The organism is Pseudomonas sp. ANT_J28 (genome assembly GCF_008370005.1).
GTDB lineage: Bacteria > Pseudomonadota > Gammaproteobacteria > Pseudomonadales > Pseudomonadaceae > Aquipseudomonas > Aquipseudomonas frigoris.
The window spans coordinates 1-15,674 of the sequence record NZ_VOBM01000072.1; the positions used below are offsets into that span (position 1 = coordinate 1).

At 57.8% G+C, this 15,674-nt stretch carries 16 protein-coding genes and 1 tRNA gene; 4 read left to right on the top strand and 13 right to left on the bottom strand.

Annotation, left to right across the window (positions count from 1 at the left end; all coding sequences use genetic code 11):
- The first annotated feature begins 127 nt into the window (after positions 1-127).
- Positions 128-787, top strand: a complete 660-nt coding sequence (locus tag FQ187_RS28855) for a DsbA family oxidoreductase (RefSeq protein WP_149632087.1) — start codon at positions 128-130, stop codon at positions 785-787.
- 43 nt (positions 788-830) lie between these two features.
- A complete protein-coding gene (locus FQ187_RS28860; RefSeq protein WP_149632088.1) occupies positions 831-1,541 on the top strand; it encodes an SDR family NAD(P)-dependent oxidoreductase in 711 nt (236 codons plus the stop codon).
- A 65-nt stretch (positions 1,542-1,606) separates the two neighbouring features.
- Here FQ187_RS28860 and FQ187_RS28865 read toward each other — a convergent pair.
- From FQ187_RS28865 to FQ187_RS28895, 7 genes are all read right to left on the bottom strand, one after another.
- Positions 1,607-1,682: transfer RNA gene (locus FQ187_RS28865), tRNA-Thr, on the bottom strand.
- Positions 1,683-1,812: 130 nt separating this feature from the next.
- Positions 1,813-3,054, bottom strand: coding sequence for a nucleoside deaminase (locus FQ187_RS28870; RefSeq protein ID WP_149632089.1), 1,242 nt, complete (start codon positions 3,052-3,054; stop codon positions 1,813-1,815).
- A 298-nt stretch (positions 3,055-3,352) separates the two neighbouring features.
- Positions 3,353-4,582 carry a methyltransferase gene (locus FQ187_RS28875; RefSeq protein ID WP_149632090.1) on the bottom strand — a complete coding sequence of 410 codons (1,230 nt, stop codon included), beginning with the start codon at positions 4,580-4,582 and terminating at the stop codon, positions 3,353-3,355.
- Positions 4,563-5,252, bottom strand: coding sequence for an ABC transporter permease (locus FQ187_RS28880; RefSeq protein ID WP_149632091.1), 690 nt, complete (start codon positions 5,250-5,252; stop codon positions 4,563-4,565). The genes FQ187_RS28875 and FQ187_RS28880 overlap by 20 nt, the downstream gene beginning before the upstream one ends.
- Positions 5,249-5,944 (bottom strand): ABC transporter permease, encoded by a 696-nt coding sequence (locus FQ187_RS28885; protein WP_149632092.1) that lies wholly within the window; start codon positions 5,942-5,944, stop codon positions 5,249-5,251. Before FQ187_RS28885 ends, FQ187_RS28880 begins: the two co-directional genes overlap by 4 nt.
- 78 nt (positions 5,945-6,022) lie before the next feature.
- Positions 6,023-6,769, bottom strand: a complete 747-nt coding sequence (locus tag FQ187_RS28890; RefSeq protein WP_046052200.1) for an ABC transporter substrate-binding protein — start codon at positions 6,767-6,769, stop codon at positions 6,023-6,025.
- A 13-nt stretch (positions 6,770-6,782) separates the two neighbouring features.
- Positions 6,783-7,556 (bottom strand): ABC transporter ATP-binding protein, encoded by a 774-nt coding sequence (locus tag FQ187_RS28895; RefSeq protein ID WP_007897462.1) that lies wholly within the window; start codon positions 7,554-7,556, stop codon positions 6,783-6,785.
- Between the two features lie 562 nt (positions 7,557-8,118).
- On the opposite strand from FQ187_RS28895, the gene gabP reads away from it, so the two are divergent.
- The gene (gene gabP / locus FQ187_RS28900; protein WP_149632093.1) at positions 8,119-9,510 is read left to right on the top strand and encodes a GABA permease; all 1,392 of its coding nucleotides are present in this window, start codon (positions 8,119-8,121) and stop codon (positions 9,508-9,510) included.
- A 71-nt stretch (positions 9,511-9,581) separates the two neighbouring features.
- Here gabP and FQ187_RS28905 read toward each other — a convergent pair whose 3' ends face one another.
- From FQ187_RS28905 to FQ187_RS28920, 4 genes are all read right to left on the bottom strand, one after another.
- The gene (locus tag FQ187_RS28905) at positions 9,582-10,034 is read right to left on the bottom strand and encodes a hypothetical protein (RefSeq protein ID WP_149632094.1); all 453 of its coding nucleotides are present in this window, start codon (positions 10,032-10,034) and stop codon (positions 9,582-9,584) included.
- A gap of 6 nt (positions 10,035-10,040) precedes the next feature.
- Positions 10,041-10,457, bottom strand: a complete 417-nt coding sequence (locus FQ187_RS28910) for a hypothetical protein (protein WP_046045549.1) — start codon at positions 10,455-10,457, stop codon at positions 10,041-10,043.
- A 37-nt stretch (positions 10,458-10,494) separates the two neighbouring features.
- Positions 10,495-11,469 (bottom strand): alpha/beta fold hydrolase, encoded by a 975-nt coding sequence (locus tag FQ187_RS28915; RefSeq protein ID WP_149632095.1) that lies wholly within the window; start codon positions 11,467-11,469, stop codon positions 10,495-10,497.
- 69 nt (positions 11,470-11,538) lie between these two features.
- Entirely contained in the window at positions 11,539-12,594 is a 1,056-nt protein-coding gene (locus FQ187_RS28920) for a YhcG family protein (protein ID WP_149632096.1), read from the bottom strand.
- Between the two features lie 262 nt (positions 12,595-12,856).
- On the opposite strand from FQ187_RS28920, the gene FQ187_RS28925 reads away from it, so the two are divergent.
- A complete protein-coding gene (locus FQ187_RS28925) occupies positions 12,857-13,306 on the top strand; it encodes a carboxypeptidase regulatory-like domain-containing protein (protein ID WP_149632097.1) in 450 nt (149 codons plus the stop codon).
- A gap of 122 nt (positions 13,307-13,428) precedes the next feature.
- Here FQ187_RS28925 and FQ187_RS28930 read toward each other — a convergent pair whose 3' ends face one another.
- On the bottom strand, positions 13,429-14,220 hold the full coding sequence (locus FQ187_RS28930) for a TSUP family transporter (protein WP_149632098.1): 792 nt from the start codon (positions 14,218-14,220) through the stop codon (positions 13,429-13,431).
- A gap of 71 nt (positions 14,221-14,291) precedes the next feature.
- Complete coding sequence (locus FQ187_RS28935) at positions 14,292-15,368, bottom strand: hypothetical protein (protein WP_149632099.1); 1,077 nt, start codon at positions 15,366-15,368, stop codon at positions 14,292-14,294.
- Positions 15,369-15,674 lie beyond the last annotated feature (306 nt).

The following is a 15,674-nucleotide window of genomic DNA, read 5'->3' on the forward strand; positions in this document are numbered from 1 at the left end:
GATCATCTTTACAACTTCCAGCTTGAAGCTGTCGTCGAATACTTTGCGTTTGTCGGTCATGGAGAACTCCTCAATAGGTGTATTTTCCACCTATCGGGGTGTCCGGGGAAATTAGACCACTGCAGTCATGACCGCGACCGTCTCCATCGATTTCATCTCCGACGTGGTGTGCCCGTGGTGCGCGTTGGGCGCGACGGCGCTGGAGCAGGCGATCGGGAACGTGGCCGGTGAGGTTTCGGTGGCGCTGACCTACAAGCCCTTCGAGTTGAACCCGGACATGCCGGCAGTCGGCGAAAAAGCGGTCGAGCACTTGATGCGCAAATATGGACGAACCGCCGAAGACGTCGCCGCCGCCGGTAAAGTGATGCAGATCGAACGTGGCGCGGCCATCGGCTTCAAGTTCGATCTGGAGAAGCGCAGCCACTTCTACAACACCTTCGATGCTCACCGGTTGTTGATGTGGGCGTTGCAGGAAGGGCGGCAGGTCGCGCTGAAGAAAATCCTGCTGCGCGCTTATTTCACCGACGGCCGGAACCCGAGCGATCGCGAGACGCTGGTGGGTCTGGCTGCTGAAGCGGGACTGGATGCGGCGGCTGCTCAAGAGGTGTTGGGGTCCGGAGCGTCGGCCAAAGAAGTGCGTGAGCTTGAAGGGTTTTACCGCCAGCGAGGCATCAATTCGGTTCCGGCCATGGTGCTTAACGGTCGTCACCTGGTGTCCGGTTCGCAGTCGGTCGAGTACTACGAACAGATGTTGAGACAAATGGCGAAGGCCCTCGCCGAAGCCTGATTACTTACTTTTTCAAACCATCATTTATTAGTTGAGGTTCATCATGAGCAATTCGAAAAAAGTCATCGTTATTACTGGCGCCTCCCAAGGTCTCGGCGCCGGCATGGTCAAAGCCTTCCGCGATCTGGATTACAAAGTTGTCGCCACTTCGCGTTCGATCAAACCGTCCACCGACCCGGACATCCTCACCGTGGCGGGCGACATCGGCAACCCGGAAGTCGCCCAGCAAGTCATCCGTGAAGCCATCGCACGTTTTGGCCGCATTGACACCCTGGTCAACAACGCCGGGATCTTCGTTGCCAAGCCGTTCACCGCTTATACCCAGGAAGATTACGCCGCGGTGCTGTCGGTGAACCTGAATGGTTTCTTCTACATCACCCAACTCGCGATCAGCGAGATGGAAAAACAAGGCACCGGCCACGTCGTCAACATCACCACCAGCCTGGTGGACCACGCCATCGACGGTGTGCCGTCGGTACTGGCTTCGCTGACTAAAGGTGGCCTGAACGCGGCGACCAAATCCCTGGCCATCGAGTACGCCAAACGCGGGATTCGGGTGAACGCGGTCAGCCCCGGCATCATCAAGACGCCAATGCACGGCGAAGAAACCCATGAAGCGCTGGGCAATCTGCACCCGGTCGGGCACATGGGCGAGATCAGCGACATTGCTCAAGCGGTCGTGTATCTGGACAGCGCCAACTTTGTCACCGGCGAGATCCTGCACGTTGATGGTGGGCAGAGCGCGGGTCACTAAGGCCAGCGTTTCCAAACCCCGAAAACAACAAAGCCCTCGTATTTCTACGAGGGCTTTGTTTTGTATGGTGCCGGCACCAGGAGTCGAACCCGGGACCTACTGATTACAAGTCAGTTGCTCTACCAACTGAGCTATACCGGCGTGTTAGGGCGACGATTATAGCGATTGGGTTGGTTCTGTAAACCCCTGAATTCAGACTATTTTTGCGCAGGGGTCAGGCCGGCGCCGCGGACGCTTCTGCGGGGCCGGCCAAGGCGATGGCTTTAAAGCGTTACACGCCGTTTTTCACCGCGTTGATCAGGTCCTGACTCAGCACCTGCGCGGGCGCCACTTGCACGCTTTGCGTGTAGAACGGCGGCAGGTTTTGGGCCAGTGTCGACAGCGCTTGTGCGGTGGTGTTGCCCGGCAGCAGTACGTATTGGAGGTTGGACGGATAGCTCTGCGGCACGGGGCCTTCCATGGTCGAACCGTACGCGCCGAAGGTCATCACGGCCTGCGGGGTGGTGGGGTCGGGGGCGTAGAGGAAGACGAAGGTGCCGTACTTTGGATGCGTCAGGTATTGCTCGGCCTGGGCGCGAACCACCGGGTCGGGGTCGTTCATCAGGGTCCAGCGCATGACCGCGTAGTTGCGGGTGGTTTCCATGAACGCTGTACGAATCGGCGACTGGTTCTCGACGCCTCCCAGGCACACCAGCAGGTTGCCGAATGGATCGATGAGGGCTACCGAGTTGAACACCGGGCTGTGCTGTGCGGTTTGTAACAGTGGCGGGGCGAGTTCTGCGCCGGGGTCGCGTGGGTTGGCCGATTGCACGGTCAGCGCAAACGGGCTGAGCGCAGTCAGTGCCTGGCGCACTTTGCTGTTGGCCGGGAGGTTTGCCGGGTTTTGCAATTGATCCGGCGGCAGACCGCTGTTGTTGCTGGCCTCGCGTACGGTGTTGACGCTGGCGGAGAAGATCGAGCTGGTGAGGAAGTAAGCCGCCGAGTCGATGGTCTGGCCGCCGAATACCGGGCTGGTCGAACCTTGATAAGCCCGGCTGACAGGCGCCGCAATCGCGTAATAACCCCAGGTGTCCTGCGCCTGTTGGCGGATCTGCGGCGGCAGCGCCGGAAAGGTGAACTGGCTGTTGTAGTTGATGCCCGCGTAGTCATCGATCGCACTGACGGCGACGTTAAATCCTGCAGTCAGCAGTGAACCAGCGCACATGGCGCACGGGTCCAGCGTGGTGACGACAGTCAACTGATTGGGCGGTGGCAGGTTCAATGGCGCGACGTTTTCGTAGTACCAGTCCACCAATTGCCGCTCGCCGTGTGCGGTCGGGTCATGAGGTAGAAAGTAAGTGGTGCCGCTGCCGGGGAAAGGCATCAGCACATTGTTGTGCAGCGCCGCGATGATCTCGCCCGTTGCGTTGTTGATGATGGCACCACCCACCGCGAAGGTTTGCTGCAGCGCAGCATAAATGGCTTGGTTGGCGACGGTATCTACAGCTTCCTGCGCACTGTTCAATGTGCTCATGTTTTTCCCAGCTCCTTGCTGTTTGAGCGCCAGGCAATTCTGGCGTTTGGCAAAGATAGTTGAGGTTTCGCAGGTCGGTTATGTTGTTTTGGCTGAACGCTTATGCACAACGGGATATGTTCCGCACCTGCTTAGAGGCAAATTTGCGGAGCCGTTCTCATTTGATCGCAAATGCCTGTTTTTCCGCTTTTTTTACAGGTGTACGAAAATTGAACAGTTGTGTTTCAGCTCCGAAACAGCCGTATATATTGGATCCACGATAATTTCATCCCCAGAGTTATCCACAGGCTGAGGCGCTTTAAGGGCGCTCAGCCAGGATCAGGAAATTACGCGGTGTAAGCGGGGTTTCGCAGAAGGTTCCGAGGCGAACGGCATAACCCTGCTCGGAGAGGAAAAGTGTCCGATCGAGTACCAGCCAAAGCTCCAACGGGCGTCGGAAAAGTCCGCGCAGTAGCTCGAGATTGCGCACTTCGGCCAATCGCTGCCAACCGACGGCTTCAAGTGCTGACCAATCCTGCGAGCCGATTGTGGATAACTCTTTAAGCGCGGCCAAATGATGGCAGTAATCGGCGAAGGATTTATCCAGCCAGGCACTGGGGAGGGATGGGGTGGGCAGGTATTCGTCAATGCCGCGCAGCTGCCGCTGCAGCAGGTCGAAGGCCAGGCGCCGGGCCATGGAGGTGTCGCGCTGACGTCGGACGCGAGCGCCGGCGGTGACGGTTTCGTTCATTGGCAGCGAGAGGTCTTCGAGCGACAGTTGTAGGTCGGATCGCATGCCCGCAGAGGAAAGCGTCTGGTACTCGCCCACACTGATCCGGTTGTAGCAGCAAGGGGCAATGGCCAGCTGCTTGCAACCGGTGGCGCTAGCGAGCTGCATCAGCCGCACATGCAGATCACCGCAGGCGTGCAGCGCTACCGGCGTGTGGTCAGCCTTCAATAAAGAGGCGGCACCGGGCGCGAGCACGTCTTGCGCGATATGAAGTGCATGCAATTGATGACGCTGACTGAGTGCCTGACCGCTGACTACCAGCGCCGGGTCGTATTCCAGGCAGGTCAGCTGTTGCCCGGCTGTCAGCAACCGTCGACCCAAGTGGCCTTTGCCCGAGCACCAGTCCAGCCAATGGCTCGGCGCGTCATCAAACTGCAAGCGACTGGCGAAGGCTTCGATTTGCTGCCACTTACGCCCTGGCACATCGACATTCAATCGATGGCCTGCCGCTTCAAGCGCATGAGCCGGCAATTCATCCACCGCGCTCAACTCAAGGGACATCGCCGCCAATGAGGCAAACGGCTCCGGCGCGTCCAAAAGAGCTGGGTTGTTATGCGCGTGTTCCGCGTCCTCCAGCGACCGCCCGCGTAGCCATTCGGCCAGTTCCGGGTAGGACGCTTCCCATGGAAGCTGCAGATGAGTAAACGGCCGAGGCTTCCACAGCGCCTGATGCTCGATCAGAAAAGCATCCAGCGCCGTGAAACGGGCGAGTAAGGCCTCACCCGTCAGCACGCAGGAATCAACGCCCTTGGCAGGCATCGACGCGCAGCCAGCGCTCCAGCAGCTTGAAGCCGCGAACCAGCACATAAGCCATTAGCAGATAGAACATGCCCGCCGCGAAGAAGATCTCCACCGGCAGGTAGGTCCGGGCAATGATGGTGCGGGCCATGCCGGTCAGTTCCAGCATGGTCACGGTGCTGGCCAGGGCGCTGGCCTTGAGCATCAGGATCACTTCGTTGCTGTAGGCGGGCAGACCGATGCGCGCGGCACGGGGCAGGATGATGTAGACCAGCGCTTTGGCCCGGGACATGCCCAGGGCGCGCGCCGCTTCGATCTCGCCCGGTGGAATCGCCTGGATCGCGCCGCGCAGGATCTCGGCGATGTAGGCCGCGGTGTGTAACGTCATGGTCGCTGTGGCGCACCAGAACGGATCGCGCAGGTACGGCCACATCGAGCTGTTACGGATCGCGTCGAACTGCGCCAGGCCGTAGTAGACCAGGAACAGCTGAACCAGCAACGGCGTACCACGGAAAAAGAAGATGTAGCCGTAGGGGAGTGCCCGCACGTACCAGAGTCGTGACGAGCGTGCGATGCCCAGTGGAATTGCCAGCAGCAAACCGGCGATCACGGCGATGGCCACCAGTTCCAGGGTCAGCGTCGCGCCCTGAGCCAGTTTCGGCAGCCACTTGATGATGACTTCCCAGTTCATTGGGTGCTCCTCGCGAAGCCGCGAGCGGCGCGTTTTTCCATGAAGTACATGCCGGTCATGGCGAGAATCGTCAGGCCCAGGTACATGAACGCAGCCACCATATAAAAGGTGAACGGCTGCTTGGACACGGTCACGCCGATTTGTGCATGGCGCATGATTTCTTCCAGGCCGATGACCGATACCAGTGCGGTGTCTTTCATCAGGATCATGAACAGGTTGCCCAGCCCAGGCAGGGCGATGCGCCACATCTGCGGCATGATCAGTTTGGTGAAAATACGGAGTTTCGACAGACCCAACGCCACGCCCGCTTCTCGGTGACCTTTGGGGATAGCCAAAATTGCACCACGAAACACTTCCGTGGCGTAGGCGCCGAAGCACAGTCCCAGTGCAATTACGCCGGCGGCGAAAGCATTGAGTTCGAGGTCGGGGTTGCCGAAGAACTCGCCCAGGGCTCGCATCAGGTTGACCGTGCCGAAGTAGATCAACAGCACCCAGAGCAATTCAGGGATGCCGCGAACCAGGGTTGAATAAGTGCCGCCAAGCCATTGCAGCGGCTTGTACGGGGAAGTCTTGGCCAAGGCGCCGAGCAGACCGAGCACCAGCCCCAGGCACAAGGCCGAGAGTGCCAGTTTCACAGTCATCAGCGCGCCAGCGGCGAGCGCCGGGCCGAATCCGTAGAGATCGATAGTCATGGATTTCTTTTCAAATCGCGGCAGGCAATGCCAGGAACTGGCGCCGTCAGAGAACGGCGCCGGCCTGGCAGGTCAGAATCAATAGATGCTGAACGGGAAGTACTTGTCGTTGATCTTTTTGTAGGTGCCATCAGCGACGATTTCTTTCAGTGCGGTGTTCAGCTTCGTACGAATCTCATCGCCTTTACGTACGGCGATACCGATCTTGTCGCTTTCTTCCACCGGGTCGCCTTTGAACTCATAAGAACGGCCGGCGTCACTTTTCAGCCACTCGTAGTTGACGTACTTGTCCGCCAGGATGCCGTCCAGACGACCGGAGGTCAGGTCGAGGTAGGCATTTTCCTGGGTGTCGTAGAGTTTGACTTCAACGCCTTCCATGTTGTCTTCCAGCCAGGTGCCGGCGAGGGTCGCACGTTGTGCGCCGATCACTTTGCCTTGCAGGGAGTCCTTGTCGGTTTTGAAATCGACGTTTTTCGGCGCGATGAATTGCAGCTTGTTGGAGTAGTACGGGTCGGTGAAGTCCACCGCTTGCTTGCGCTCGTCGGTGATCGACATCGAGGAGATCAGGAAATCGAATTTCTTGGCGTTCAGGGCCGGAATGATGCCGTCCCAGTCGGATGTAACCACGGTGCATTCGACTTTCATCTTGGCGCACAGGGCGTCGCCGATTTCTTTGTCGAAGCCGACGACATTGCCACTGGCATCTTTGTTGTTGAACGGCGGGTAGGCCGCTTCGATGCCCATCTTCAAGGTCTCGGCGGCGGCACCGGCGCTGAAGGCCAGGGTGACGGCAGCAGCCAGGAAGATTTTTTTGTAGTTCTGCATGCGGGTAGCTCCGTTAGCGGTTGCTGGACATGAATTGTTTGCAGCGCGCCGAAAGCGGGTTTTCGAACACCTGCTGTGGCGATCCTTGCTCTTCTACCAGGCCCTGGTGGAGGAACACCACCTCGCTGGAAACCTGACGGGCGAAGCCCATTTCATGGGTGACCAGCAGCATGGTGCGGCCTTCTTCGGCCAATGCGCGGATGACATTAAGTACTTCCTGGACCATTTCCGGGTCAAGGGCGGAGGTGGGTTCGTCGAACAGGATCACCTTGGGCTGCATGGCCAGCGTGCGGGCGATGGCCGCGCGTTGTTGCTGGCCGCCAGAGAGTTGCGCTGGGTAGGCATGGCGTTTGTCAGCGATGCCGACCTTGGCCAGCAAGGCTTCGGCGACTTCGATGGCTTCGGCCTTGCTCTGGCCGAGTACGCGGCGCGGCGCTTCGATGATGTTGTCGAGCACGCTCATGTGCGGCCAGAGATTAAAGTTTTGAAATACAAAACCGATCTCGCTGCGCAGGCGATTGATCTGCTTGCCGTCGGCAGCGACCAGTTCGCCGTTCTTGGCGGCTTTGAGCTTGAGTTCTTCGCCGGCCACCAGGATTTGGCCCTGATGCGGATTTTCCAGCAGGTTGATGCAACGAAGGAAGGTGGACTTGCCGGAACCGGAGGAACCCAGGATCGAGATCACGTCGCCGTCGCGGGCGGTCAGCGAGATGCCTTTGAGCACCTCAAGCTGTCCGTAGCGTTTGTGCAAGTTGCGGATTTCAAGCGCGGGCGTGGCCTCAGCCATGTGCGTTCCTCATAAGTATTTCGCTCCTGCTGTTGGCGGCCTTCCTGGCGAGGCGGCCAAGCTAGCATAGCGTCTGAATGGCAGCCAACAGCGCTACGAGCGGTAAACGGAAGGTCTGTGGCAGGTTGTCGCATCGGTACAGCAGACTGTCGCGCTGCTATCAACCGAACAGGCGTTTGAACCCTGCCTGTTGATAAAAAAGGCGGGGCTGTCCCAAAAAAGGGCGCGATGTTGCCAGCTTTGGCGGGGGGTTGGAAGCGCTAACCGGCCAAACGTTCCTGAGCCGCACTTTTATTGTGCGTCGCTATATTTTTTGGTGTGTTTCTGGTGCGCCGTTTCGTTCTTAAAGTGGGTCGCAGGGTAACGCTCTGGCGAATTGCCATTAATCTCAAGGACTTGCGATGACTGTCCGGTCGCGCTACAGGCCCCGAGCTTGAGGAGTTTGAAACATTTTGGCGCAATTATTGCGTACAGAATCCAGAACGCCCCGTTGGTTTCTTTTTACGAGAAAGAATTCCAGGCGGAATGCACGCTTTCGCTTTCCCTTACAAAGGTAGTTTCAATGAGCAGTACCCCAAGCTCCAATGGCCTCGAACAGGGGCTCAAACCGCGTCATGTGACCATGCTGTCGATCGCCGGGGTTATCGGCGCCGGCCTGTTCGTCGGCTCCGGCCACGCCATCGCCGCCGCAGGCCCAGCCGTGCTGTTGGCCTACGCCGCCGCCGGTATGCTGGTGGTGCTGGTGATGCGCATGCTCGGCGAAATGGCCGTGGCTTCGCCGGACACAGGCTCCTTTTCGACGTACGCCGATCGCGCGATCGGTCACTGGGCCGGTTTCACCATCGGCTGGCTCTACTGGTGGTTCTGGGTGTTGGTGATTCCGCTGGAAGCCAACGCCGCCGCGACCATCCTGCACGCCTGGTTCCCGAATGTGGCGATCTGGGCCTTCACGTTGATCATCACTTTGCTGCTGACAGTCACCAACTTGTTCAGTGTGAAGAACTACGGTGAATTCGAATTCTGGTTCGCCCTGGTCAAAGTCGTGGCGATCATCGGTTTCATTGGCCTCGGCATTCTGGCGATCTTCGGCTTCCTGCCGAACAGCCAGGTCAGCGGCGTTTCGCACCTGTTTGACACCCAGGGCTTCCTGCCAAACGGCATGGGCGCAGTGTTGGGCGCGATCCTGACCACCATGTTTTCCTTCATGGGCACCGAGATCGTGACCATTGCGGCCGCGGAATCGAAGAACCCTGGCCAGCAAATCTCCAAGGCCACTAACTCGGTGATCTGGCGGATTGGCTTGTTCTACCTCGTGTCGATCTTCATCGTTGTGGCCCTGGTGCCTTGGAACGACCCGATTCTGGCCAGCGTCGGTTCCTACCAGACCGTGCTTGAGCGCATGGGCATCCCGAATGCCAAGCTGATCGTCGACATCGTGGTGCTGGTTGCTGTGACCAGCTGCCTGAACTCGGCGCTGTACACCGCCTCACGCATGATGTTCTCCCTGGGCAAGCGCGGTGATGCACCGGCCGTTTCCCAGCGCACCAACAAGAGCGGCACGCCGTACTGGGCCGTCATGTTGTCCACCGGTGCTGCGTTCATCGCGGTTTTCGCCAACTACGTGGCCCCGGCCGCCGTGTTCGAATTCCTGCTGGCCAGCTCCGGCGCTATCGCGCTGCTGGTGTACTTGGTGATCGCGATTTCGCAACTGCGTATGCGCAAGCAGCGCATGGCACGGGGTGAAAAAATCGCCTTCAGCATGTGGCTGTTCCCGGCCCTGACCTACGCGGTGATCATATTCATCGTTGCGGCCCTGACGATCATGCTGTTCCAGGAAGCGCATCGCGTGGAGATCCTCGCGACCGGTCTGCTGAGTTTGCTGGTGGTGGCTGCCGGTTTGTTTGTGGCTCGCCGTCGCAAGCTGCAGAAGATGGGCTCGGTGGTGCTGAGCTGATTCGCACCGCATAAAGCAAAACGGCCGCTGTCAGTGATGACAAGCGGCCGTTTTTGTTCTGAGGCGAGTGTTTACTCAGCCTTTTCTTCCTGGGCATCCAGCGACTCGCGATAGCTGTCGAGCGCCGTGCCGAAGTCAGTGATGAACTGCGGGTCCGTCAGCCAGGCCTGGGCGGTGTCGCGGTCCATGCCGTCGGCCCACATGCGGTAATCGATCAGCATGTCGGCGGCCAGGTGAGTGGCGGCCATGGCTTCGTTGTCGGCGTTTTCCATGTCCAGCAGTTCTGGATGGTCGCTGATGATGTCGGCGAGGTTCGACAGCAGGGACAGCAGCATATCGTTACGGCTGGTGGCTTCTGCGTCGCGCATTTTGCTGAACATCGCCAGGGTGTATTCCGGGATCGGCTCGCCGATTTCCCCCAGGTCATCGTCCAGTGCGGCGGGTTTTCTGCCGTGAATATTGATTTGCTTGGCTTTGATCTTGGCGCGTTTGGCGCGTTTCTGTTGCTTGTTCAGGGAGGCCATGGGAACTCAGTTCGGTTTCTGTTGGTTTTGGGCCGCGATAGCTTCGGAAGCTGCCACGTAATCAATCTGGAAGGCCGGGGATTCGATCCAGGCCAGGGCACTGGCTTCGTCCGCTTCGGTGGACCATTGGCGGTATTCGATCAGCGCAGCGATGATGAAGTCTGTCGCTGTTTCTTCGCCTTCCTGCTCCAGCACCAACGCGAGCAGCGGGTGTTCAAGAAAGGCCGCGCACATAGCTTGTTGGCTGATCTTTTGCGCGTCGATCATCTCTTTGAACAGCTCGGTCAGATCCACCGATTCGAAGTCGATACGATCATCGTTCGGGTCCAGTTCGACCGGCGCGGCGGCCCGTTGGGTGCGGTTCTGCTTGGCCTTGGCTTTGGCGCGTGTGGCGCGTTTGTTCTGCTTGTTGGCGGATGCCATGGGCGTCGTTCCGTATTTCGTTGAGAGGGCAAATCGATCAGCTGCGTGGCACTAGCCGCCCGGGTGTGTCGGGGGTCAGTTCGCCGGTCTGCAACCAGGACAGTGCAATGGGCCATAGTGTGGCTTGGTATGCGCTACGAAAAAAGGCGAAATGTCCGACTTCTTTTTCGCCGATGTCTTCGGGGGCGATTCGCAAGTGGGCGTTCGTGCTGTTGGTGAAGTAACCGAGCAGCCGTTCGATGGCCGGAATCGTGCCGTAAGGATCGTCGCTGAGGCTGATGGCCAGGTTTTGTGCGGTGACGGATGAGAAGGGCAGTCGCCCGGTTTTTGCGTGAAGGACGCGACCGCTGGGGCGTTTCTCGTAGTGCGCGGTGGGCATGCTCCAGTCGCGAACCACGCCGGCGGGGGTGTCCTCTAGCCAGCCGAGACGTTTGCCGGGGAAGTAGCCGCAAAGCAATGTCATCAACGGCATCACCAGATGCCACTTGCCGAACATCCGCCAGCGATGGGCGGGCGCGTAATCGCGCCAGTAAGCGAATTGCGCACCGACGGTCACCAGACGTCGAATCATATGCCCGGAAGCTCCCAGGCCCGCTGCACAGCCTCCAAAGCTGTGACCGACGACGTCGATGGGTTGCCCGGGAAATTCACGCTGAGCGCGCTTGAGCATCGCCTCAAAGTCCAGCGCGCCCCAATCTGACCATGAAGCCCGAAGCCCTTTCAGCGACGCCGGCCGTGATTCGCCGATGCCGCGGTAATCGTAAGTGATTACGTCGAAGCCGTTGGCGAACAGGTAATCGGCGAAGCGCGAGTAGTGCCGACAGCGGACCGATGTTGCGGCGTTAATGATCACCACAGGACGGGTCGAGTCTTGATGCGCATGCCGCCAGGTGAAGCCGCCAAGGATGAAACCGTCGGCGGCGGGTTCCTTGAAAGCGTCACCAGGTGTGCCGGTGGGTAACGGCAATTCAAGTTGCGTCGGGGCCAGTGAGGGCATGTCCTGTAAATTCATCGGCTTTGAACCTTTGCGGTTAGCCAGTCACCATAGTCTTCACGCCGTTTATGAACAATCCACCCTTGCTTATCGGGGCCTTTGCTTGAGTAACCGCTCCTCAAGCACCGCCCACTCCCGATCCAGTTCTGTGCGAAGTTCCTCCTCGCTTGGCAGTACCAATCTGTATGTACTGGCGAACAGTTGTTCGTTGCCTTGCAGTACTGAATAGCGCACCACTGATTCATCTTTTTGCGCGCAGAGAATGAGGCCGACGGTGGGGCCATCCGCCGGTCCGCGCTTGAGGTCGTCGTACATGCGCACGTACATGTCCATCTGGCCGACATCCTGGTGGGTCAGTACGCCGCGCTTGAGGTCGAAGATGACGAAGCACTTGAGCAGGTAGTTGTAGAACACCAGATCGATGTAGAAGTCTTTGCTTTCGGTACTGATGCGTTGCTGGCGAGCGATGAAGGCGAAGCCTTTGCCCAATTCGAGCAGGAAGCCCTGGAGTTGATTGATCAATGCTTGTTCAAGTTCACTTTCCTGGATCAAGCCCGCATTGGGCAGGCCGAGAAACTCCAGTAGCACTGGGTCCCGGATGAAATCCCGAGGGCTGGCGTTCATTTGCTGGATGTTGGTGGCAGCTTCCTGTTTGACGGCAGCCCGGTCGCGGCTCGCCAGCAAGCGTTCGTAATAGAGGGTATTGATCTGGCGCTCGAGGGCGCGACTTGACCAGTTCTGCAGGGCTGATTCATTCATGTACCAATGGCGAGCGTGGTCGTTATCGACGCGCAGCAGCCTGCGATAGTGGGTCCAGCTCAATTCGTGACGCAGTGCGTCACGAATTGGGAATGCTTGATAGAACAGGCGCATGTAGCGAAGGTTGGAGATGTCAAAGCCCTTGCCAAACTCTGCTGTCAGACTCTTCGCCAGCGTCGACAGCAGCTGCTTGCCATAACCCGCTCGCCGGGCCCCCTCCTGCTCGAACTCCACAATATGCCGCCCGATCTGCCAGCAGGTTTGCACCTGAACGGTATCGACCGCTCGTAATACCTTCTGACGCGCTTCGCGGATCAATTCGCCAAGATTGCCGAGCAGTGAGGTTATTTGTGGATCTTTGTGATCGGGTTTGAGGGAGGTCATGACATTTTCCGCAGCTGAAGGAAACAGGCGGAAGAGGATGGCAAGAGAGTGATAGCCCGCGATGCCGGGCGTTGCTGGTAAATCGGAAGGAAAGGTGGATTTGCTTTGCAGGACCGGGCCGACGGCGTCTCATGCATGAAGAGCACATCACGTAGTCCGATTCGCAGTGAGTTCAAGTGCGAATCGATCTAAAACTTGAACATTCAGCTACAAATCTAAAAGGAGTAACGATTGGGTTCCGCGCAACCCGGGAGTCGCCATCATGAAGTGCGTCCATTCATTCCTGTTGCCCATCGCCGCTGTTGGCGTATTGATGTTTCCCGTCATGTTGAGCGCTGCCAGTCTTGAACCCGTCGACAGTTCGGGTGTGCAAGTCCAGCCGCAACAGCAAGGCGGGATCACTTACCTGTCCGGGGGGATCGGCGAGGATGAGTCGAAAGCCATCCAGCAAGCTGCCGGCTACAACCTGCACATGGCATTCTCTATCGGTGCGGAGAACAAATACGTTCCGGATGTGGATGTGGTCATTCAGAAAGAGGCAGGGCAGACGGTACTGAAGCTGAGTCAGGCTGGCCCGCTGGTGTACGTTCAGCTACCCCCCGGCAAGTACACCGTGGTGGCGACGCGTAATGGCGAGGCGAAGCATGACACTACGGATGTAGGAAGCGGCACGGCACGCAATCTGGTTTTCCACTGGAGTGGTGATGAATAGCTACCCAAGCGTCGTGCCGGTTAATTTTTGATCGTTAAAATAATGCGCAGGGCCGATCGGCGGCTTATCGAACTGCGATGGCGATTGAAGGCAGGAAGCGCTGGTCAGCGCCGAACCGGTGATCATAACGAAGCCAATGAATTGATGATCGCAACGCGCAAAGGATTGGTTTCTACGCTTAGCAGCTTGATGGCCAAGGCGCAGCAGACAACGATCAACATGGGTTTAATCAACCGTGGACCGACCCGAACAGCGGCTCGTGCACCCAATTGAGCGCCGACGAAGGCTGCCAAAGCCATGGCTATGGCGATCGGCCAGATAATCACACCTTTGGTAATGAAGACCGAGAGGGCGCCGAGGTTGCATGAGGCGTTGGCAAGTTTGGTAAAACTCATGGCCCGCATCATGCCCATGCCGCAGAGAAGTACAAATCCAACGATAAAGAAAGAGCCCACACCTGGACCAAATATACCGTCGTAAAAACCCAGGATCGGCGCCACGGTAAACGAAAAAAGCAGAATACCGATTCTCTTGCGTCGGTCTTCGTTGACCAGCTTCGGGGAGAGCGCAAAATAGACGGCCACCAGAATCAGCATGATAGGCACGCAAACTTCCAGATAGCGCTTATCAATAGAGCTGACCAGCAAGGCGCCAGTGGCGCCGCCAATAAATGCGCAGACGACCAGGTGGCGACCTTCGCGCCACTCGATCATTCCTTTGCGAGCAAAGGTTACAGTTGCCGAAATAGTTGCCGACGCGGCCTGGAACTTGTTCGTTGCAATTGCACTGATCGGATCTACGCCCGCCAGAAATAAAGCAGGCAGGGTGATCAAACCGCCACCACCGGCAATCGCATCAAAAAAACCGGCGCAAAAAGCGACGAGCGCCAACATGCCAATGACATCCCAAGACATTACATTCCCTCTTTATCGTTATTGGCCTGTCATCAAATGACGGATCGTTCAACGGCCTGAATACTGAAAAATCAGCCCTGCAGCAGTAACGGGTCCTCTGAAATAACGAGAGGGGAAGAAAATTTTGAAAGTCCGAAAATGCGAACCAGGACCCGTCTGTTGTCTTTGATGACATCGCGACAGTGCAAAGCCCGGACGTTATTGATGACCATGGCCGACTCCTGGGTCAGCGTGTATTCAACCGGGGTTGCCTCGCCCACACCTAGGCAAAGGGTGGCGTAAGCCGTTTTGACAAAGGTCGAGACGTTGTCATTGACCGAAAAGCGATACGAGTTAAAGCGGGCTGCGAACCCGACCTTGTCGTCGAACTCCAGAATCGAAACGTTGCGGCCATCTTCCCCTTTGCCACTGACAAAGGAGTCACTACGAGTGAACTGGAAGTTATCCGTGGTCAGTGCGAGGCAGTTGGTGACGCCAATTTTTTCGAGTATGGGGGGTAGTGGAATGACCCGCGTAGGTTCCAGGCTCGGGTTCCACAAGGCGGAAAGTATGAGCGACGACGGAGAGGGCGAGTGCCCGTCTTTCGCGTTCACGGCGCACCAGTAAGGCGCCTCGGTATGCGGACCAAGTGCGAGGCCGGAATGGGAACTCAGTTCTTTGATTTCCGTCTCGGCATTGATTTTGATGAGCCCGCCACCCTTGAAGTTGGCCACCAATCTGACCAGTTTTCCTTCGTTGTCCATGTCATAGGCAAAGGCACTATTATCCACCAGTTTCAACAAGATCTGATTACGGGCGGCCAGGCAAAGGACGTCGTATCGATTTTCCAGGGATGTCAGGTCTGGCAGTTCATTTGGAGGGCTGACATCGGTGATTTTTTGCAGGCCTTCAAAGATCAGCACGGAAACAAGGCCATCGGAGTAGGCACCCAGCAGTTCGCATTGGTCTTTCGAAAACGAGGACTTTAATTCGGTGGTTGCCAGAGAAGCTTTGGACTTGGCTCCTGATGCCTGTGGCCCGCCGATGGCGGCCAGATCTTCGGCGAATTTGTGAAGCAATGTTGACTGCCGAGTATCAAAGCTGAAAGTTCTGATTTCTTGTTCAGTAAAATCAGCGGTTTCGACGTCCGGTTTAGTAGCGTCAATCATTGTCTACATCCCTGTTGTGTATCTGCTCCCGGTTATGCGGCAGCTCCTGTTCCGATTCTGCCCAATCCGATGATCAGCGTATGTCATCCATTTCCGTTAAAGCATACGGAGCGTTCCGACAGGCTCGAGAGACTGTCAAGAAGGGCTGATCGCCAATGCCTGCTGCTTGCTGGCGTGGCTGCGGATTCCACGCCATCCGGACACTCAGCCCACCAACATCCGGACACTCATTCCACGCTCATTCGGACAGGCAGTCGGAGCGCAGCGACGCAGGTTTGCATTGTTAGTCTGAAGTCCCTGTTGCCG

Coding starts and splice junctions, on each gene's coding strand:
- FQ187_RS28885 (WP_149632092.1), bottom strand. CDS start 5,944: ATGACTATCGATCTCTACGGATTCGGCCCGGCGCTCGCCGCTGGCGCG.
- FQ187_RS28890 (WP_046052200.1), bottom strand. CDS start 6,769: ATGCAGAACTACAAAAAAATCTTCCTGGCTGCTGCCGTCACCCTGGCC.
- FQ187_RS28920 (WP_149632096.1), bottom strand. CDS start 12,594: ATGACCTCCCTCAAACCCGATCACAAAGATCCACAAATAACCTCACTG.
- FQ187_RS28910 (WP_046045549.1), bottom strand. CDS start 10,457: ATGGCATCCGCCAACAAGCAGAACAAACGCGCCACACGCGCCAAAGCC.
- FQ187_RS28925 (WP_149632097.1), top strand. CDS start 12,857: ATGAAGTGCGTCCATTCATTCCTGTTGCCCATCGCCGCTGTTGGCGTA.
- FQ187_RS28870 (WP_149632089.1), bottom strand. CDS start 3,054: ATGAGCACATTGAACAGTGCGCAGGAAGCTGTAGATACCGTCGCCAAC.
- FQ187_RS28935 (WP_149632099.1), bottom strand. CDS start 15,368: ATGATTGACGCTACTAAACCGGACGTCGAAACCGCTGATTTTACTGAA.
- FQ187_RS28915 (WP_149632095.1), bottom strand. CDS start 11,469: ATGAATTTACAGGACATGCCCTCACTGGCCCCGACGCAACTTGAATTG.
- FQ187_RS28880 (WP_149632091.1), bottom strand. CDS start 5,252: ATGAACTGGGAAGTCATCATCAAGTGGCTGCCGAAACTGGCTCAGGGC.
- FQ187_RS28860 (WP_149632088.1), top strand. CDS start 831: ATGAGCAATTCGAAAAAAGTCATCGTTATTACTGGCGCCTCCCAAGGT.
- FQ187_RS28895 (WP_007897462.1), bottom strand. CDS start 7,556: ATGGCTGAGGCCACGCCCGCGCTTGAAATCCGCAACTTGCACAAACGC.
- gabP (WP_149632093.1), top strand. CDS start 8,119: ATGAGCAGTACCCCAAGCTCCAATGGCCTCGAACAGGGGCTCAAACCG.
- FQ187_RS28905 (WP_149632094.1), bottom strand. CDS start 10,034: ATGGCCTCCCTGAACAAGCAACAGAAACGCGCCAAACGCGCCAAGATC.
- FQ187_RS28930 (WP_149632098.1), bottom strand. CDS start 14,220: ATGTCTTGGGATGTCATTGGCATGTTGGCGCTCGTCGCTTTTTGCGCC.
- FQ187_RS28855 (WP_149632087.1), top strand. CDS start 128: ATGACCGCGACCGTCTCCATCGATTTCATCTCCGACGTGGTGTGCCCG.
- FQ187_RS28875 (WP_149632090.1), bottom strand. CDS start 4,582: ATGCCTGCCAAGGGCGTTGATTCCTGCGTGCTGACGGGTGAGGCCTTA.